Source organism: Rhizobium sp. 05N430 (assembly GCF_056396985.1).
This window is the reverse complement of record NZ_JBFTMO010000005.1, coordinates 146,882-165,151: the sequence shown is the minus strand read 5'-3', so window position 1 is coordinate 165,151 and position 18,270 is coordinate 146,882. Positions and strand designations below refer to the sequence as shown.

Annotated in this window: 16 protein-coding genes; 5 read left to right on the top strand and 11 right to left on the bottom strand. The window is 61.7% G+C overall.

Going from position 1 to position 18,270, the window contains the following annotated elements:
* Positions 1-109: 109 nt before the first annotated feature.
* From AC1DJO_RS13545 to AC1DJO_RS13535, 3 genes are all read left to right on the top strand, one after another.
* Positions 110-1,498 carry a leucyl aminopeptidase family protein gene (locus AC1DJO_RS13545; RefSeq protein ID WP_112514224.1) on the top strand — a complete coding sequence of 463 codons (1,389 nt, stop codon included), beginning with the start codon at positions 110-112 and terminating at the stop codon, positions 1,496-1,498.
* Positions 1,499-1,611: 113 nt separating this feature from the next.
* Positions 1,612-1,962: a MarR family transcriptional regulator gene (locus tag AC1DJO_RS13540; protein WP_112385105.1), complete on the top strand. Its 351-nt coding sequence runs from the start codon at positions 1,612-1,614 to the stop codon at positions 1,960-1,962.
* Positions 1,963-1,972: 10 nt separating this feature from the next.
* On the top strand, positions 1,973-2,827 hold the full coding sequence (locus AC1DJO_RS13535; protein ID WP_477971075.1) for a C40 family peptidase: 855 nt from the start codon (positions 1,973-1,975) through the stop codon (positions 2,825-2,827).
* Here AC1DJO_RS13535 and AC1DJO_RS13530 read toward each other — a convergent pair.
* The 10 genes from AC1DJO_RS13530 to AC1DJO_RS13485 all read right to left on the bottom strand — a co-directional run bounded on the left by AC1DJO_RS13530 (position 2,824) and on the right by AC1DJO_RS13485 (position 15,676).
* Positions 2,824-3,672, bottom strand: a complete 849-nt coding sequence (locus AC1DJO_RS13530; RefSeq protein ID WP_477971073.1) for an ABC transporter permease — start codon at positions 3,670-3,672, stop codon at positions 2,824-2,826. The genes AC1DJO_RS13535 and AC1DJO_RS13530 overlap by 4 nt on opposite strands.
* Positions 3,672-4,619 (bottom strand): ABC transporter permease, encoded by a 948-nt coding sequence (locus tag AC1DJO_RS13525; RefSeq protein WP_477971071.1) that lies wholly within the window; start codon positions 4,617-4,619, stop codon positions 3,672-3,674. Before AC1DJO_RS13525 ends, AC1DJO_RS13530 begins: the two co-directional genes overlap by 1 nt.
* Positions 4,620-4,848: 229 nt before the next feature.
* The gene (locus AC1DJO_RS13520; protein ID WP_477971274.1) at positions 4,849-6,363 is read right to left on the bottom strand and encodes an ABC transporter substrate-binding protein; all 1,515 of its coding nucleotides are present in this window, start codon (positions 6,361-6,363) and stop codon (positions 4,849-4,851) included.
* A gap of 103 nt (positions 6,364-6,466) precedes the next feature.
* Positions 6,467-7,372 (bottom strand): LysR family transcriptional regulator, encoded by a 906-nt coding sequence (locus AC1DJO_RS13515; RefSeq protein ID WP_477971069.1) that lies wholly within the window; start codon positions 7,370-7,372, stop codon positions 6,467-6,469.
* Between the two features lie 56 nt (positions 7,373-7,428).
* Positions 7,429-8,466 (bottom strand): P1 family peptidase, encoded by a 1,038-nt coding sequence (locus tag AC1DJO_RS13510; protein WP_477971067.1) that lies wholly within the window; start codon positions 8,464-8,466, stop codon positions 7,429-7,431.
* A 59-nt stretch (positions 8,467-8,525) separates the two neighbouring features.
* Positions 8,526-8,720, bottom strand: a complete 195-nt coding sequence (locus AC1DJO_RS13505; protein ID WP_477971065.1) for a hypothetical protein — start codon at positions 8,718-8,720, stop codon at positions 8,526-8,528.
* A gap of 520 nt (positions 8,721-9,240) precedes the next feature.
* On the bottom strand, positions 9,241-12,168 hold the full coding sequence (locus AC1DJO_RS13500) for an aminotransferase (RefSeq protein ID WP_477971063.1): 2,928 nt from the start codon (positions 12,166-12,168) through the stop codon (positions 9,241-9,243).
* A 95-nt stretch (positions 12,169-12,263) separates the two neighbouring features.
* On the bottom strand, positions 12,264-13,148 hold the full coding sequence (gene purU, locus AC1DJO_RS13495) for a formyltetrahydrofolate deformylase (RefSeq protein WP_112514215.1): 885 nt from the start codon (positions 13,146-13,148) through the stop codon (positions 12,264-12,266).
* Between the two features lie 211 nt (positions 13,149-13,359).
* On the bottom strand, positions 13,360-14,613 hold the full coding sequence (locus AC1DJO_RS13490; protein WP_477971061.1) for a hypothetical protein: 1,254 nt from the start codon (positions 14,611-14,613) through the stop codon (positions 13,360-13,362).
* A 4-nt stretch (positions 14,614-14,617) separates the two neighbouring features.
* Entirely contained in the window at positions 14,618-15,676 is a 1,059-nt protein-coding gene (locus tag AC1DJO_RS13485; RefSeq protein WP_477971059.1) for a glycoside hydrolase family 5 protein, read from the bottom strand.
* Between the two features lie 124 nt (positions 15,677-15,800).
* Here AC1DJO_RS13485 and AC1DJO_RS13480 point away from each other — a divergent pair, with 124 nt between their 5' ends.
* The gene (locus tag AC1DJO_RS13480; protein ID WP_477971057.1) at positions 15,801-17,405 is read left to right on the top strand and encodes a GumC family protein; all 1,605 of its coding nucleotides are present in this window, start codon (positions 15,801-15,803) and stop codon (positions 17,403-17,405) included.
* 59 nt (positions 17,406-17,464) lie between these two features.
* Positions 17,465-17,797, top strand: a complete 333-nt coding sequence (locus AC1DJO_RS13475; RefSeq protein WP_477971056.1) for a hypothetical protein — start codon at positions 17,465-17,467, stop codon at positions 17,795-17,797.
* Here the strand turns inward: AC1DJO_RS13475 and AC1DJO_RS13470 are convergent, their stop codons facing one another.
* Positions 17,798-18,268 (bottom strand): DoxX family protein, encoded by a 471-nt coding sequence (locus tag AC1DJO_RS13470; RefSeq protein ID WP_477971272.1) that lies wholly within the window; start codon positions 18,266-18,268, stop codon positions 17,798-17,800.
* Between the last annotated feature and the right edge of the window lie 2 nt (positions 18,269-18,270).

Sequence of the window (18,270 nt, the reverse complement as noted above, 5' to 3'; positions counted from 1 at the left end):
ACCTCTAATCGGAACAGGGAAAGGTGTGACGCAATCTTCGCTCCAGCAATAGTCTGTTAACCCTAACAGACCGTTAAGAAACGATTCCGGATACCGCCGAAGGACTCCAATGGCCCCCTATCAATTTATCGAGAGACCGACGCCTTTCAACAACAAGGGCGGCTCGACACTCCCGATTTTCGCAGTGACGCCTGCCCATATCGAAACCGGCACCATCGATCCGATCGCTCTCGATTGGGCAAAGAAGGCCGGCTATCGTGCCGAAAGCGGCTCTCTGCTATTGATCCCGACGGCCGAAGGCCATCTCGGCGGCGCGCTCTTCGGTCTCGGCACGAATCCTTCCGAACAGCCCTACATCACCGGAAAGCTGGCACGCTCGCTGCCGGCTGGCGACTGGCATATCGAAACCGCGCCGCTGACGGCCAACCGTCTGGCGCTCGGCTTCGGCCTCGGCAGCTACCGCTTCGATCGTTACCGCTCCGAAAAGCCGGCCGCCGCGACACTGATGATCCCGCGCGATGCCGATGCCGCCGATATCAAGCGTCAGCTTGCCGGCGTGTTCCTCGCCCGCGACCTGATCAACACGCCGACCAACGACATGGGACCGGAGCAGCTTGAGGCGGCTTTCCGCGGCCTTGCCGAGCACTACAAGGCGGAAATGTCCGTCATCATCGGCGATGACCTGCTGAAGGAGAATTTTCCGCTGGTTCACACTGTCGGCCGCGCCAGCGCCGATGCGCCGCGCCTGCTGGAGCTGCGCTGGGGCAAGAAGGGCCATCGCAAGGTCACGCTGGTCGGCAAGGGCGTCTGCTTCGATACCGGCGGCCTCGACATCAAGCCATCTTCCTCCATGCTGCTGATGAAGAAGGACATGGGCGGCGCTGCAAACGTCATGGGTCTGGCGCTGATGATCATGGACGCCAAGCTGAAGGTCGATCTGCGCGTCATCATTCCTGTTGTCGAAAACTCGATCTCAGCCAACGCCTTCCGCCCCGGCGATATCTACAAGAGCCGCAAGGGCCTGACCGTCCAGATCGACAATACCGATGCCGAAGGCCGACTGATCCTCGCCGATGCGCTGACCTATGCCGACGAAGAGTCCCCCGATCTGCTGATCGACATGGCAACGCTGACGGGTGCCGCGCGTGTCGCGCTCGGCCCCGATCTGCCGCCTTTCTTCACGGATGATGCGAGCCTGGCGCATGACCTGACTGAAGCGAGCCTGGAGACGGACGACCCACTTTGGCGTCTGCCGCTCTACATGGGCTACGACAAGGATATCCGTTCGAAGCTCGCCGACATCACCAACGCGCCGGCAGGCGGGATGGCGGGTGCCATTACCGCGGCTCTCTTCCTGAAGCGTTTCGTCAGCAAGACGAAGAGCTGGGCCCATTTCGACATCTACGGCTGGGCGCCATCGGAACGGGCGCATTCCCCCGGCGGCGGCGAGGCGCAGGCGATCCGCGCGCTCTATCACCATATCCGCCAGAGCCTCTGAGGCGATCGTTAAAATTTTATTCACCTTGAGAGGCGGCAGATTCTGCCGCCTCTTGCGTATGCGCCCGCGCTGCAGACAATAGGAACGTTAGCGTAACGATCTCCGGAGGGCCTGTGCCGATCGAACTGACTGCCTCGCAGGCATTGGGGCTCTGGCATGGCGTTGCCCTCGATCAGGTGCGCCACGATAATCGTGACCTGACGCTTCGGCAGATGGCCATCCTTCTGCACATCTACCTCGTGCCACCACCACACACCGTTCGCGGTCTTGCTGCCACGCTTGAGGTGACCAAGCCTGTCATCACCCGCGCCCTGGATACGATGGGTGAAATGGGGCTGGTCGACAGGGTGCGCGACGACGCGGATCGGCGTAATGTCATCATCAAGCGCACCGTCGGCGGTGCGCTCTATCTTGAAAAGCTAGGCGATCTCGTGCGCGAGCAGGGCCGCAAGCTTTCGCCTTGAAGGGACTGTCATGACCATGCTCGACCGGCGCCTCAATGCCCACAGACCGGATCTCGCCGATGCCTCGCTTGAGGGCAAGGTCGAGGCTGCGCGTTTCGTATCAGGCTCTCCGGCTCGTGTTGCCGTTCCGGTCGCGCCGCTTCGCCCAATTGCCGATCTCGCGCGCGGTATCGATACCGAACTGCTGATGGGCGAGGACGTGACGATTTTCGAGCGCTCCGGCGGCTGGTGCTGGCTCAAGGCGGCGTCGGATGGCTATGTTGGCTACATGCCGGAAGAGATGCTGACAACGGCGGCTCCCGAGCCCACGCATGTGGTCAACGTCCAGCGGACTTTCGTCTATCAGGAGCCTGAGCTTCGCAAACCCTACCGGTCGGTCCTGTCCATGGGCAGCCGCGTCCACATTACCGGCGAGGCGGAAGCCAGGGGAAATCACTATCACCTGCTTGCTGACGGCACGGCCATCTTCTCGAAGCATCTGCAGCCGATCGGCTCGGGCAAGGATGCAGATTACGTGGAGATCGCCCTGCAGTTCTTGAACACGCCCTATCTCTGGGGCGGGCGCTCCGGCCTCGGGATCGATTGTTCCGGCCTCGTCCAGCTGGCGCTGCTGATGACCGGCCGCAGCGCGCCGCGCGATACCGACATGCAGGCAGCAGGCCTTGGCACGTCGATCGACCGCTCCGAGCTTCGCCGCGGCGATTTGGTGTTCTGGAAGGGGCATGTGGCTGTCATGGAAGATGCCAAAACCATCATCCATGCCAATGGTCACACCATGACCGTCGCCCGCGAGAATTTCGAGGAAGCGGTCGAGCGCATCGGCTGGCTCTATGAGCAGCCAAACGGCTACCGCCGGCCGTTCTAACGCTGCCGCGGGTCCAGCCAGTCCCTGAGGCCGTCGCCGAGCAGGTTGAAGCCGAGAACAGCGAGCGCAATCGCCAGGCCGGGCAGGATTGCGAGCCACGGTGCCGCCCCCATGAAGGTCTGCGAATCCGCCAGCATGCGCCCCCAGGTCGGCGCAGGCGGCGCCATGCCGAGGCCAAGAAAGCTGAGGCCCGCCTCTGTCAGGATCGCCAGCCCCAGCTGGATGGTCGCCTGCACGATGATCTGGCTCATGATGTTGGGCGCCACGTGCCGCAAGGAGATCGTCAGGCGGCTGTTGCCGATCGCCTGTGCCGCCAGCACATAATCGCGGCTCCAGGCCTGCAGCGCGGTCGCCAGCGTCACGCGCGCGAAGACCGGGATCATGAAGACGGCAATCGCAATGATCGCCGTGAAGCGCCCGGTTCCGAGAAACGCGCCGAGGATCATCGCCGAAAGGATCGGGGGGAGGGCGAAAATCACGTCGCAAGCCCGCATCAGCAGGGCTTCGAAAACGCCCCTGATCGCTGCGGCGGAAATGCCGATGATCGAGCCGATCGCGCCGCCGATCGCAACGGAAGTGAGGGCGATCGACAAAGAATTCCAGCACCCGGCCATCAGCATCGACAGCATGTCGCGCCCGAACTGGTCCGTGCCGAGCAAACCATAGGCGAGCGGCGGCTGAAGCTTGTGGACGATCTGCATTTTCGCCGGCGGCAGCGGCGTCCAGAACAGGGACAGGACCGCGACCGTCACCAGCGCGCCAACGATCAATATGCCAGCAGGCAATGTAATTTGCCGGCTAATTTTTCTGGCCGGCGGCATGGTGCCCGCAGAGATGTTTGCCATCACGCCGCCCTCCGCAGCCGCGGGTCGATGGCCAGATAGGACATGTCGACGACAAAATTCATGACGATCACCAGCGCCGCAAAAAACAACACGACGTCCTGCATGACGATGATGTCACGCTGCGCCAACGCCTGCAGCGCCAGGCGTCCGAGACCGGGAAGATTGAAGACGTTTTCGACCAGCACTGCCCCCGCGACCAAAAAGGTAAACTGCAGCCCGAGGATCGTCATGACGGGCACCAGCGCATTCGGCACCGCATGCCGCCAGAGCACGGCGGCGGATGAAAGCCCCTTGGCCGTTGCCGTGCGCGCAAAGTCTTCGTGCAGCACCTCGAGCACCGCCGACCGTGTCACCCGCGTCAGCACGCCGGCCTGCGGCAAGGCGAGTGCCACGGCGGGCATGACGAGCGCCTGCAGTGCTGCCCAGATGCCATGTCCCCATCCCGGGAAACCACCAGCCGGCATCAGCCCAAGCGACGTCGAAAACAGAATGATCATCAGCAGGGCGACCCAGAAAGCGGGGACGGCGATGCTGATCTGCGAAAACAGGGTTGCGGCGACGTCAGCGATCCCGCCGCGCCGGGCCGCGGCAAAACTGCCGAGCGGCAGTGCAATCGTCATCGAGAGAGCGATCGCGAAGATCGCCAGCGGCAGGGTGACGGCCAGCCGTTCGGCAATCAGCCCGGCAACGGGAACGCCATAGGTATAGGATTGGCCGAGATCACCGCTGAGAACGCCGGCCACCCAATGCCCGTAGCGCAGGATCAGGGGCTGATCGAGCCCGAGTTCATGGCGCAAGGCTGCAAGTGTGTCGGGTGCTGCCGATGTGCCCAGCATGATCGACGCGGGATCACCCGGCAGCAGGTCCATGACCGAGAAGATCAGGAAGGAGACGATGACCAGCGTGAGCAGCAGACCGGCTATACGGCGGGCAAGTAGAGACATCATGCGATCGCCGCCCTGGCAATGCCTGCGCGTACTCTCCACGCTCCCGCATCTGTATGCTCGTCACAGCGATCCAGCCACCGTGCGTCGGCGCGGTCTGCCACGCCCCAGAACTGGGGCGCATTGGATTTCTGTGGCAAGCACAGGAGTGAGGAAAGATGAAGGGCGCAAACAAGTTCCGGCATCTAACCAACCCAAGATCGTCTGTACCGCTGCGAACTCAGAATAGCGATTATTCCGTCCACGAAACATTCGTCAGAACGTTGGACGGAATAGGCTCGTTCTCCCAAAGGCCTGTCAGCTTCTTGTTCCAGACGCTAAGCTTGGGCATCACGAAGAGATAAAGCGCCGGCACGTCCTCTGCCAGGATTTTCTGGGCCTCGCCGTAGATCCGGTTCTGCTCGGCCGGGTCCGCCGTTTGCTGCACCTTTGTCATCAGGGCGTTGAAGCCGGGGTTCTTGTAGTTGAAGTAGTAGGGATCGCGCGAATAGATGTCGATATCCATCGGTTCGGCGTGAGCCACGATGGTCATGTCGAAGGCGCGGTCCTTCATGACATCCTGCACCCATTTCGCCGGAAATTCCGTCGGCTCGATGTTCATCGTCACGCCGATTTCGGCGAACATCGCCTGCATCACCTGCGCGCTGCGTGGCGCATAGGCCATCTGCGGCACCTTGATGGTGAAGCTGAAACCTTCGGGATAGCCGGCTTCGGCAAGCAGCGCCTTGGCCTTCTCCGGATTATAGGCCAGCACGCCCGTCGTGTCCTGATAGCCGGGATCATTGGGCGTGTAATGACTGCCGATCGCCGTTCCCAGACCGGACCACGCGCCCTCGATTACCGTCTGCCGGTCGATCGCCATCATCAGCGCCTGGCGGACCCGCTTGTCGTCAAAGGGCTTCCTGGCGTTGTTCATGCCGGCGACGACCTTGAGTTCGGTGTTGCCGATTTTTGTCGTCAGCCGCGGGTCGCCGTCGAATGAGCTCATCAGCTCCGGCGCCGCGAATTCCGGGATCGCGTCGATGTCGCCAGCCTTGAGGGCCGCAGCCTGCGCCTGCGGATCGGCGATGAAGCGGAAGGTCACCGTGTCGAGCTTCACCGAAACCTGCTTGTTCCAGTAGGTCTCGTTCTTCGCCAGCTCGACCTTGTCGCCTTTCGCCCAATTGACGAATTTGAATGGCCCAGTGCCCACAGGCACAGTCTTGTCGTTGTCAGCGGATTTCGGGGCGACCATCACCGATGCCGGCCAGCCGAGCCAGTAGAGCAGGCTGCCGGTGGGTGCAGACAGATGCAGAACGAGCGTTTCGGCATCCGGCGTATCGATCGACGCGATCGAGGCGAAGAATCGCTTCTGCGGATTGACTGAGTCCTTGCCACGGGCACGATCGAGCGCAAATTTCGCCGCACCCGCGTCGAAGATTTCGCCATCGTGGAAGGTAACGCCGCTCTGCAGCTTGAATGTGTATGTCAGGCCATCTGCGGACACGTCCCAGCTCCTGGCGAGCTGCGGCTGCACCTTGCCGCTCTCGTCGATCGACACCAAGCCCTCGAAGACATTCTGCCATGTCACCTGGCCGATTGCGACAGGCGCCGCGATGGTGGGGTCGAGCCCGGTCGGTTCCACGCCCATGCCGAGATTGAGTGTCGTCTTCGGCGCTGCATCGGCAGGGATGATTGCACCGGGAGCGGCAGCGTAGAGAACGGCGAGAAGGGGAAGAATGCGGACGGAGGGGGCAAGGCGGATCATCGATATCCCGTCGGTTTCGGCGAACACAAATTGTGTTCTCTGCGTATCGAAAAGCGATACACACTAAAACGGCGGGCAACGCAAGAGCACGCCTGCCGGAGCCTCAGCTCGCCTTCAGCTGGCTGCGCATGAAATCCTCGATAAAGCCGCTGAGTTTCGCTGCGGCAAAGGAAAGCTGCCGGTCCGGCGCGATCGAGAGTTCGGCATGGGTGCGGATCGCGCTTTCGGCGGCGAGCTTTATGGCCGTCAGCGCCCCGGCCTCGATCTCGCGCCGCACGGAAAGCTGCGGCAGCAGCGTCACCGCCATGTCGCTCAGCACCAGTTCCTTCAGCATCTCAAGCGCGCTGACGGTGAATGCCGGCTCGATGGTCAGACCCTGACGCCCGGCGGCGGCATCGAAGCTTTGCCGGAAACCGAAAGATTTTTCGGGAAGCGCCAGTGTATGGCGGGCAAGCTCGCGCAGCGTCACCTCCTTGAGGCCGGCAAGCGCATGCCGGCTGGAGGCGATAACGTCATAGGCGATTTCCGAGCGGGCGATGACTTTGGCCTCTGTCGTCGCGGGCGCAAAGAGCGTCAATGACATGTCGGCCTGAGCGGAATTGACCGCCTCGATCGCCTGGCGCGCGCTGGTGATGATCACCTCGAAGCGGATATTCGGATAGCTTCGCCCGAATTCGGCCAGCGCCGGGGTCAGCAGGCTGGCGACGATGGCGCCGTTTGCAAAGATCGTTACCCGGCCACGCTCCAACCCTTTCAGGTCCTCGATCAGCTGCTGAACATGCTCGAGCTCCCGCAGCGTCCGCCCGGCACGGGTGGCCAGCAGTTCACCGGCGGCCGTCAGCGTCACCCCGCGGGCGCTGCGTTCGACGAGCGGCGTACCGAAGAATTCCTCGAGGTTTTCGATCTGGCGGCTGACGGCTGTCGGTGCAACGGAGAGGTTCTCCGCCGCCTGGCGCATCGAGCTGGTTCTGACCAGTTCGTCGAAATACATCAGCGCCCGGATCTGCATGCGTCTCTCCCGCCTTCTGCTCTGCGCTTCTCTTTAGGCAATCGCGCCGAACGAGGCTAGAGGTCGCGCCAGGCGCGTTGCGCTCCTTCGTGCGGCAGCGCCGTTGCTTCGTGGACGCCGCGGGCAATCGCCCTGGCCATGACGATACCGGCGAGATGGCAAAGCTCCATGAAGGTCCCGGGCGTTTCGATCGGCTTGGCGCCTGTCGCTGCGGCAAAGACGGTATCGCCGTCGAGCGGCAGATGGGCGGGGAGCAGCGCCCGCGCCAGTCCGTCATGCGCGGCGATCGACAGGCGATGCGCCTCCGCCTTGGTGAGCACCGCGTCGGTCATGATCGCACCGATGGTCGTCGCCGGCGCATTCATGCCCTTGAGACGCATCCGGTGGTCTATGGACGAAGGCATTCCGAGCCCGCCAAACTCGCCATCCTGCTCGAAAGGCGCGGCCCAGAAATGCTTGCCGCTGCCGATCGTTGCCGAGCCAAGCGCATTGACGGCGACGATGGCGGCGATCACGTGCCCGCCGCTGCCGAGCGCGCTGGCCGAACCGAGCCCGCCCTTGAATGTCGCGGTCGTCGCACCGGTTCCCGCGCCCACCGTGCCAAGATCGAAAACGCCCTTGGCGGCATTCCGGCAGGCGTCGTAGCCCATGTCACGATAGGGCGCGTGCAGCCCCCAATCCTTGTCGCCGCCATTCAGGAGGTCGAACAGGATCGCCTGCGGCACGATCGGCACGCGGATGTCGCCGACGGCAAAACCGCGCCCGGCCTGCCGCAGCCAGGATTGAACGCCACCCGCAGCATCCAGCCCGAAGGCCGAGCCCCCTGACAGCACGAAGGCATCGACCCTTTCGACGGTCATCGACGGATCGAGCAGCGCCGTGTCCCGTCCGCCGGGCGCACCGCCGAGTACGCTGCCCGACGCCACGGCCGGTTCGTCGAAAAGGATGGCGGTCACGCCCGACCCAAGCCTCAGGTCGGTGGCATGGCCGATGGAAATTCCGGCAATATCGGTAATGAGATTGAGCAAGATCGGCCCCCGGTGAGTGCGGCGATTAGGAGCGCAACAACAGGCAAAAAACAAGACCGGCCCCATGTGATGGGGCCGGTCAGAAATCTTCCGAAGAAACGAATTGGGGAAGCCCGTGCCTGCAATCAGGCATGCAGCGGCTTTGGATGACGGCGGGTCATCAGGTCGTGAATCGCGAGCTTCACCTCGTCGGGCGAGCGGAAATGCTGCTCGTCGAGGTCGTGCACGTGAAACTTCACGGCGATGAATTTCAGCCGGTCTTCATCCGGAATGACGATCCCGACGGGAACGCCTGCATATTCTATGACTTGCTTTTTCATGCGTAGAACTCCTGCCGCGCGGACTGCGCGAGCGACGGCGAATTGACTTGTCTTGTACCGTTGAAAGGGGGACGAACGTCACATTCGACAGTTCGGGCGGGAGAGGGCGCCCGGACGGTCATTGCCGAGCACAGGGCGCCCAAGGAGATAGGCGAGAATATCGATTTCAATCATGTCTCGTTCCTTGCGTTAGCGTTGCACTCGTGATGGTCCCGTAGAGCAGGGACCGGCGATGACTGACTTCCAATAATCTACTTACTTAGTAGAGAATAGCTGATCGTCAGTCAGAAACATATTCCGAAACGTGTCAAAATGTCGGCGATCGGAACAATTTCATTCCATCATATCCGAATTGGCAGAAAGAACTTATCAAGACTTTGTGCAATTCACGTGACGGTCGAACAGCTCCTTCGATCACCGCAGCAGACATAGGAAGCCTGTCTGATTCCGGCAATGGTGCAATTCATTAAAAAGCGGTATGCCGCGAAATGACCGAATTCGTTAATGCTCGGCGGGCTTACTACCAGCCTTCGGAAAGCACCTTTTCCAGCATGTCTGCAAAGAAATCGGCGCTCTCGATCGTCAGGCACAGCGGCGGTTTGATCTTCAACACGTTCAGGTGATCGCCGGTCGGCTGCATGAGAACCCCGAGCTCCAGCAGGCGTTCGCAGATCGCCGCGGTCTCTCCTGTTGCCGGTTCCAGCGTCTCCCTGTCGCGAACGAATTCGAGGCCGAGATAGAGGCCCATGCCATGGACGGCACCGGCGATCGGAAACCGTTCGATCAAGTTTACAAGCCGCGCCTTCAGATGATCGCCGACCTCGCGGGCGTTCTCCTGCAGGTTTTCCTCGCGCAGGATGTCGAGCACCGTCATGCCGGCGACGCAGCTGACCGGGCTGCCGCCGGAAGACGAGAAGAAATATCCCTCGCGCTCCAGCGAATCGGCGATTGCCTGCGTGGTGATCACGGCGCCGAGCGGGTGGCCGTTGCCCATGCTCTTGGCGATGGTGATGATATCGGGAACGACGCCCTGCTGTTCGAAGCCCCAGAAGTGGTGGCCAAGCCTGCCATAACCGACCTGTACCTCGTCGGCGATGCACACGCCGCCGCGGGCGCGAACTTCGGCATAGAGACCGGCGAGATAACCCTCGGGCAGCGGAATGCCGCCGGCATTGCCATAGACGGGCTCGGCGATGACGCCTGCCAGCCCCTGACCGCTATTGTCGATCGCCTGCAGCACCGGAATGGCGGCGGCCAGATAATCGCGCGCTGACTCCGGCCCGCGGAATTCGCCGCGATAGGTATTCGGCGCTGCGAGCGGATGAACCCAGGCAGGGCGCGTCGAGAGCGCCTGCGGATTGTCGGCCACCGACGTAGAGACCGCGTCGCTCGCCACTGACCAGCCATGATAGCCTTCAAGCAGGCAAAGCGTGTTGCGCGCGCCGCTATGCGCCCAGGCAAGCCTCAGAGCCAGATCGTTGGCTTCCGAACCGCTGTTGACAAGGAAGACCCGGTCCAATCCTTCGGGCGCGAGTGCCGCGAGACGCTCGGAGAAGTCGGCAAGCGCCTCGTAGTGAAAGCGCGAGTTGGTGTTGAGCTTCAGCCACTGGTCGGCGATCGCGTCGGCGAGATGCGTGTGGCTATGACCGAGAATCGTCACGTTGTTGACCATGTCGAGATAGGCGCGGCCCTCGACATCGAACATGTGCTCCTTCCAGCCGCGCTCCATCTGTGGCGGCCGGTCGTAATAATTCTTCTGCGGTTTGGCGAAATGCGCCTGCCGTTTGGAAAGCAAGCCCTCTGTATCGGGCTTCGGCGCATTGCAGCCATCGCCGAGTAGCAGCGAAGGCGAGGGGCAAAGGGCTGCCCAGGCGCCGGCATCGCCTGCCGTGGCAAAGAGCGGCGGCTCCAGGCCGGCAACGGTGCAAAGCTGGATGCGCAGGCCACCGAGCGAAGCGCTGTCACCCGAAACCGTGCCGATCACCTGCCCGGCCTCGATCTCGGCACCATCCTCCACCGTGGGCTCGATGCCGTCGAGATGCAGGCTGACACCTGTGCCCGCGAGCACCAGATGATGGTTTTTCAGATCGATCCGCCCCGCAAAGGGAGCCGCGACCGGGTTGCCGCCGGAAAGGCAGATATCGCTATGCAGCGCAAAGGTGGAGTGCGGCCTGGCGCTCAGCGTGCTGGCGCGCGAAAGCCGGTATTCGCCGTATCGCGTTGCCGCAGCGCCGCTGTCATTGGCGACGCGGGCAAGCAGCCGCCAGTCCATCTCCGCATTCAGCCAGTTGCCACCGGCGAAATGGCGGCTTTGCACGCCGAGGTCGAGATAGGTGATGTCGGCCGTGTTGATATCGGGCAGAAGCGGCAGCCAGGATGCATTGTCGGGAAGCGTGGGCTCGATCCCGCCAACCTTCAGGATTGCCGCTTCCATCAGCTCGAATGGCACCGACATCGCCGTGTCGAAGATGATGCGTTCATGCTCCAGATTGCCGCGGGCATAGTCATTACCAGGGTCGATCGAAATCTGCTGCTCGCCGCTGGCAACCAGGATGACGGCGCGCGCCACGATCAGCGGCCAGAGCGCCTTCAGTTCCTCCGCCGTCAGCGGGTAGATCTCGTGATAGGCCTTGACGGCCGGCAAGATGTAGAGCGGATCGCCATCGGCGTGATGCAGCAGCGAAGCGCATGTCACGGCCAGATCGCCAACCAGCCAGCCGCGAATGATGTCGCCGAAATCAATCACCCCGTCGGGGATCAGCCGGCCATGGGCATCGGGAAGGCTGACGACATTGTCGTCGGTCACGTCATGATGGACGGCCTGAACGCGAAGCGCCGAGGCCAGCGGCTGGATGCGGCGGACGGCAAGCACCATTGTCTTGGCAATCCGGTCGCGGGCCGCGCTGTCGGTGATAGCAGACAGAAGCTGGACGGCGACAGGTCCGGCCCGTCGCAGATCCCATTGAAGACTGCGCTCAAGACCCGGATGATCGAAATCGGCGAGCGCCTGGGCCAAACGGGCGCAGAGGGCGCCGAGAGCCGTCACCGAATTCTTCGGCAGATATTTGCGATGGGTGAGGCTTTCGCCTTCCAGATATTCGAGCACGCGAACCTGATAGGTCTGTTCGCGAACGGTCACCGCAATGATTTCCTGCCCGTCGGTCGATGTCAGCAGCCGCGGCACGCGCGGTGCGCCTTCGATCGTGGTCAGGTGGTGGATGGCAGCATTCTGCGCCTCGAGCTCCAAAGTCTCGTAGGCCATGTGGCAGATCTTCAGGACGAAGCGGCCGTTGCCGGTGTCGAGCCGGTAGTTCCGGTCCTGCTGGCTGCCGAGCTCTATGATCGTACCCGACAGTCCGTAGCGGGTTTCGAGGATGCTTAAGGCTTCATCCGGCGTCACGTCCGGTCGCGGCAGCTCCATACGATCGGTGAGCGCTTCGTCGGTCATCGCATCCCCCAGGGCATGATTCGATTGTTCACACTAAGCAGATAATCGAATGCATGCTATGGGCAAGCGTCTGGCAGCACGCCTTTCGGGCGCAATCAGCCCATACGTTCGGATGCGTAGGAGCCCGGGCTTGCCGGGAAGACGACCGTGCGGTTGCCGTTCAGGAAGACGCGGTGGTGGATATGAGCATGGATGGCGCGGGCCAGAACCTGACTCTCGACATCGCGGCCGATCGAGACATAGTCGTCTGCTGACTGCGCATGGGTGATGCGGGCCGTGTCCTGCTCGATGATCGGGCCTTCGTCGAGATCGGCGGTGACATAATGCGCCGTCGCGCCGATCAGCTTCACGCCACGCTCATAGGCCTGCTTGTAGGGATTAGCACCCTTGAAGCTCGGCAGGAAAGAGTGGTGGATGTTGATGATCTTGCCGGACATCTTCTTGCACATTGCATCGGAAAGGACCTGCATGTAGCGGGCGAGCACGATCAGCTCGGTGCCGGTCTGCTCGACGATCTCGAGGATCTGCGCCTCGGCCTGCGGCTTGTTTTCCTTGGTCACCTTGATGTGGTGGAAAGGGATGTCGTGATTGACCACGACCTTCTGGTACTCGAAATGGTTGGATACGACGCCGACGATGTCGATCGGCAGCGCGCCGATCTTCCAGCGATAGAGCAGGTCGTTCAGACAATGGCCGAAGCGCGACACCATCAGCAGCACCTTCATGCGGCTCTGGCCATCGTGGATCTCGGCGTCCATCTCGAACTTTTCGGCGATCGGCTTGAAGCCTTCAACGAGGGCTGGCAGCTTCACACCCTCTTCGGAGATGAAGGAGACGCGGGTGAAGAACTTGCCGGTGTCGAGGTCGTCGAACTGGCTGGAGTCGACGATGTTGCAGCCCTTGTCGGCAAGATAGTTGGAAATCGCCGCAACGATTCCGCGCGTCGATTTGCACGTCACCGTCAAAACATAGTTCGTCATGTCCGTCTTCCCTCTCGCGGCTTCGCCGGCAGGCTGCTTAGATCAAACGTCGCCCGTCGAATAGGCCACGGCTCTTTCATTCGTGCAACATTTTGCAAGGCAAGCTATCAGGCGCTTGCAAGCTCCCGCATTCTGTCGATGCATCTATCAATGACCGCTGACTTGAAGAAAGTCCGTTCCGCTTGCGGCGTCGCATATCCCCGCCGCGCAGCTATCTGACGGCAGCGGCCACCACGGCAGGGCCGGCCGCCGGAGGCGCCGCCCGGCGTGTTCCCTCGTTGACCTTCAGGAAGCCGACGAGCAGCCATGCCACCCCTGCGGTCTTCATAGAGAAGATCGCTGTCGAACCGATCATCAGATTGAGGAACATGAAGAGCGACAGCGAATGGCTGAGACGCTTCTGGTTCGGCGTCTCTCCCGCCGGGAAAAAGGAAACGAACAGCCAGAAAAGAAGGAGCCCGAAGATCGTCGCGCTGTAGGTGATGAAGACATAGCCGCTATCGACGTAGCCCAGTCCCTTTTCGAGCTCCAGCCCCAGCGTCGCCGGGAGGTCCATGGCGATAATGTTGCGCACCGTGCCGCTGATGCGGCCGACGAAGTCGTCGTCATGCGCGTTTGGTTTGAAGGCGTGGATAATGAAGCCAACGACGATGATCCCGGGCATCATGAAGAAGTCGAGTATCTTTGGCAGCCAGGGATAAATGACATAGCCGCCAAGGCAGACGACGCTGAAGATCAGCATGGTGCGGGTGTCATTGGTGAGCAGGATGAGGACGACAGTCGCCACGGAGATCATGCGATCGAAGAACGTCAGCCGGTTCGAAAAGCTGACGAGATAGATCACCATCACACCGCAGAAATTTGCCAGCGAAACCTGTTCCAGGAAGATCGATGACGAGCGGTGGTCGATGATGCCGAAGGAGAAGCGATCGGGAAAGCCGAGCGCGCCGCGAAACAGGCCGAGATCGCTATAAGTCGCTCGCGGCACGCCGCGCGTATTCTCGAAATATTCCGCGGGATGGAAGAGCGCCACATAGGCCGTCACCGAAACGATTTCGCAGATCAGCACCGAAAGAACCGCCAGGCAGCAGATCTTGAAGACCAGCTTCAGCGTTCGCTCGTTTGTCCAGCGCCCCATGACGACAAAGGCAAAGACGATCAGGATATTGCGCAGATGGTCGACATAGGCCGATTTGCTGATCGCCATGACGTAAACTGTGAGTATGATCGTCGCCAGCAGGTAGCCAAGCGGGACGAGATCCTCCTCGAAAATTCCCTTTCGCAGGATGAACGCAAAGCTGTAGCCGAGGATCAGCATTTCGCTCATCACCACATAGGCCGGCGAAAGCGGCATGATGTTGTGATTGATGAAGGCAAGGATGGCGTTGTAGGTGACCGACAGCACGCCGGCGGCGAGAATGCCCCACTGTATCGGTTCGACCGTTTCTGTGCCCGCCGCCTTCATCGCGTCATTTGCCCATCAGCACGCATGCATCTTTGGCGGCTGCGGGCGCCTTGGCGGCGGCTTGCAAGGCTGCCAGCTGCTTCCGGTCCTTGCCGTCATGCGGCTGTACGTTGAGCGGTTCGGTCTCCGGCCACCAGTCGCCCGCCACCCAGTACGTCCAGCCGAGCCACACGTCGGCATTGTCTTGCATGGCGGAGAGCACATCCTTCAGCCCCGCAACGCATTCGGGTGCCTGCGAGACGCCGAATTCGCCAAGTAGCAACCGGGTATCGTTCTTGCGGGCCCAGTCGGACATGTCGAGAATGGCCTGCTTGGCGCTGGCGTTGCCGCTGCATTCGTCCTTGGTACCTGAGGAGTCGCTGTCGAAATACTGGTGAACCTCGTAGCCGAAATTCTCGCGCGGATCCTTGATGCCGAGCATCACGGTGCCGTTGGCATCGTCATCGCCGCTCTGCCAGGAATGCGCGCCGGTCCAGCGCGTTCCGGGAACGAGGATATAGTTCCTGGCGCCGACGGTGCGGATGCCGCGAATGGCGGTATTGGCGGCCTCTAGCCATTTGGCTGCAGAAATGTCGTGCGGCTCGTTCATCAGCCCGAAGACCACGTCGTCCTGATCGGAAAATTCAGCCGCCAGGCGTGTCCAGAAATCGGCAAAGGCGAGCGTCGTCACCGGCGCGGTGCCGATCTGCGTCTTCTTGTATTCGGCGTAGTTATGCGGGTCGAGGATGATGGTCATCTTGTGCTTGCGCAGCAGCGCCACCGCATCCTTCAGCCTTTGAAGCTCGTCTTCGTTCAGGGATTGGCCAAGCTCCGGCTGCAGCCGCTCCCAGAGGAACGGCAGGCGCACCGTGTTCATGCCCTTCTTCTGGAAATAGGTAACGGTTTCTTCGGACGGATAGGCATAGTCCTTGAAAACCGTGCCATCGGGGTTGCCGAATTCGGCGCCGGAGAGATTGACGCCCCGAAGGCATGGCCCCGCAGTGCTGGCAGCACTCGCCTGCAGGGGCAGAAGCGCTGCGGCAATCGTCAGCAGGCGGCGCCAGTGGCAGGAGGTGGCTCTCATGGTTTTCCCAGGCTTCAGAAGTAGCCGCTAATATCGGTGGGCGCATCTTAACGGTCCGTTAGCTAAGGATTTCTAAAATTAACCTACCTCCGCTGCAGTCTGCCGGCGGGCCACGAGAGCGCTGATGAGCCAATTCGACAGGAACAGGGTGAGCCGGTTGCCGGGCTGGCGGAGCTTCGAGCCCGCGCAGGCTGCATCCGAACCCGTGCGTCCGCGTTCGCCCGTGCTGCGCCCCTCCGATTTTGCCAAGGTAACTGCCGAACTGCCGCAGGAGCCCGAGGCAGCGCGTATCGAGCCCGCGGCTCCGCAGCCTGCACCGCCGCCCGCTCCGGCAGCGGTTGAAGCGGCGGTCGTCCGTCCTGAGCCCGTCATCGCCGTTATCCGTGCCGATGAACCGCTGCTCGATGTCCGCTCGGCAATCTTCGCCATCTGGAACCGCAAACTGCTCATTGCCGCACTCGCCGCACTCGGCGCGGTCGCAGGCGCTGCCGTTTTGCCGATGCTGCCGCAGAAATTCACGGCAACGGCCAGCCTTTATTTTGATCCCCGGCAGATCGGGCTTGCCGACCCTTCCACGCAGCAATCGACGATCTCGCCCGAAATGATTTCGTCGATGATCGACAGCCAGGTGCAGATCCTGACCTCGGGCAATGTGCTGAAGCGCGTTGCCGACACTATGAAGCTCAACGAGGATCCCGATTTCAACGGCGGGCGGACGGATGACGCGGCTGTCATCAGCGCACTTCAGAAGTCGCTGACCATCGCCCGCCAGACCGGCACCTACGTGGTTTCGCTGACGGCGGTCACCCATGACCCGGAAAAGTCGGCCAAACTGGCAAACCAGGTCGTTGCCTCCTTCATGCAGGAGGAAAGCAGTGCCTCAACCGGGCTCTTCGAAAATACCACCGCGACCCTCGACGGGCGGCTCGCCGATCTTCGCAAGCAGGTGCAGGATGCCGAGCAGGCGGTCGAAAGCTTCCGCTCCGACAACGACATGTCGGAAACCGATGGCAAGCTGATCTCCGACCAGCGGCTCGGTTCGCTGAATACGCTGCTCGTCACCGCTCAGGACAAGACGATCCAGGCCAAGACACGTGCCGATGCCGCCGCCAGCATGAGTTTCGAAGCGGTCGTCGCCAGCGGCCAGACAGAGAGCGGCAGCTCTTCAGTCAACTCGGCGCTCGGAAGCCTGAGGCAGCAATATGCGACGCAGGCAGCCATCGTCGGCAGCCTCGAAAGCCAGATGGGCGCCCGCCATCCGCGCCTCCAGGCCGCACGTTCGTCCCTGCAAAGCACCCGCGACGAGATCAAGGGCGAACTGCAGCGCATGGTGACTTCGGCCAAGGCTGAATATGATCAGGCCAAGAAGGCAGAAGACGCAGTTGCCAAGGAACTGAATATCCAGAAGGCGCTGCAGGCCACCGCATCCGACAAGCAGGTGGAACTCAACGAGTTGCAGCGCAAGGCGACCGCTGTGCGCAACATCTACGAGACGTTGCTGAAGCGCTCCAGCCAGACGGCGGAAGAACAGAACCTGCCGCAGAGTAACATTCGTGTGATTTCCGAAGCCGAGCCGCCGGTAAAGCCGGACGGTCCCGGCAAGAAGACATTGATGATCGCAGGCCTGCTCGGCGGGCTGTTCGCAGGCTTCGCGCTCGGCGCAGCGCTTGCCATTCTGGCCAGCCTTTGCGCCCATCCAGTGGTACGCGGATATTTCCGCCGCGCTTGATGCGGTGGCGCTCTCATCCTACATCAGGAAAAGAGTTCCGGGGCATTCTGCCGAGGGAGATGATGATGCGTTCCTTGTTACTGATCCTGGCAGCTGCCCTTACCGGCCTGTTGCCGCTGCAGGCTTCTGCAACGGATTGGAGCGCGTCCGGCGCGTCCGGCGTCCAGAGGCTTTATCCCTATACCGATCTGCCGGGCGTCAAGGCGCAAGCCGACAAGAGGGACGAGGAGCAATACGCCTGCCACACCGGGACCGGCCATATCCGCCGGCAGGGTGACTGGATCTTCCGCTCCGGCGGTATGCCGACAATCGTCTATGTCTGCGATCGCGATGGACTCGTCACTCAGGGCACGCAGGTCCCTCTGCGTGGCCACTACCAGCCGGTTCGCTGATTACCCTTTGCGGACAAAATGACGCGATATCAGATAATCCAGCGACAGACGCCCCGGCCCTCTGGCGATAATCACCAGGAAGCAAACGGCCCATGTGCCGTGCGTCGGCCAGGCATCGGGATAGACGAAGATCTCGATCACCAGCGTCATCGCAAGCAGGGCCAGCGCCGACAGGCGGCTTGCCAGTCCCAACACCAGTAATAGCGGGAAGAAGTGCTCGGCAAAGGCTGCGAGATGGGCGGCGAGCCAGGGGTCGACGAGAGGCAGCTTGTATTCGGTCTGGAACAGATAAACCGCATTGTCCGTCACCTGCCAGCCATCGACCTTCGTCTGCCCCGATTGCCAGAAAACCGCGGCAATCGACAGCCGGGAAATGGTCGTGATCAGATCGTGCGGGATGCGCTCGAGAAGCGCGGCGGCGCTCTTGAATGTATGGGCAAAGCCGCGGCCATCAGGTGCTGAAAGTGTCATGT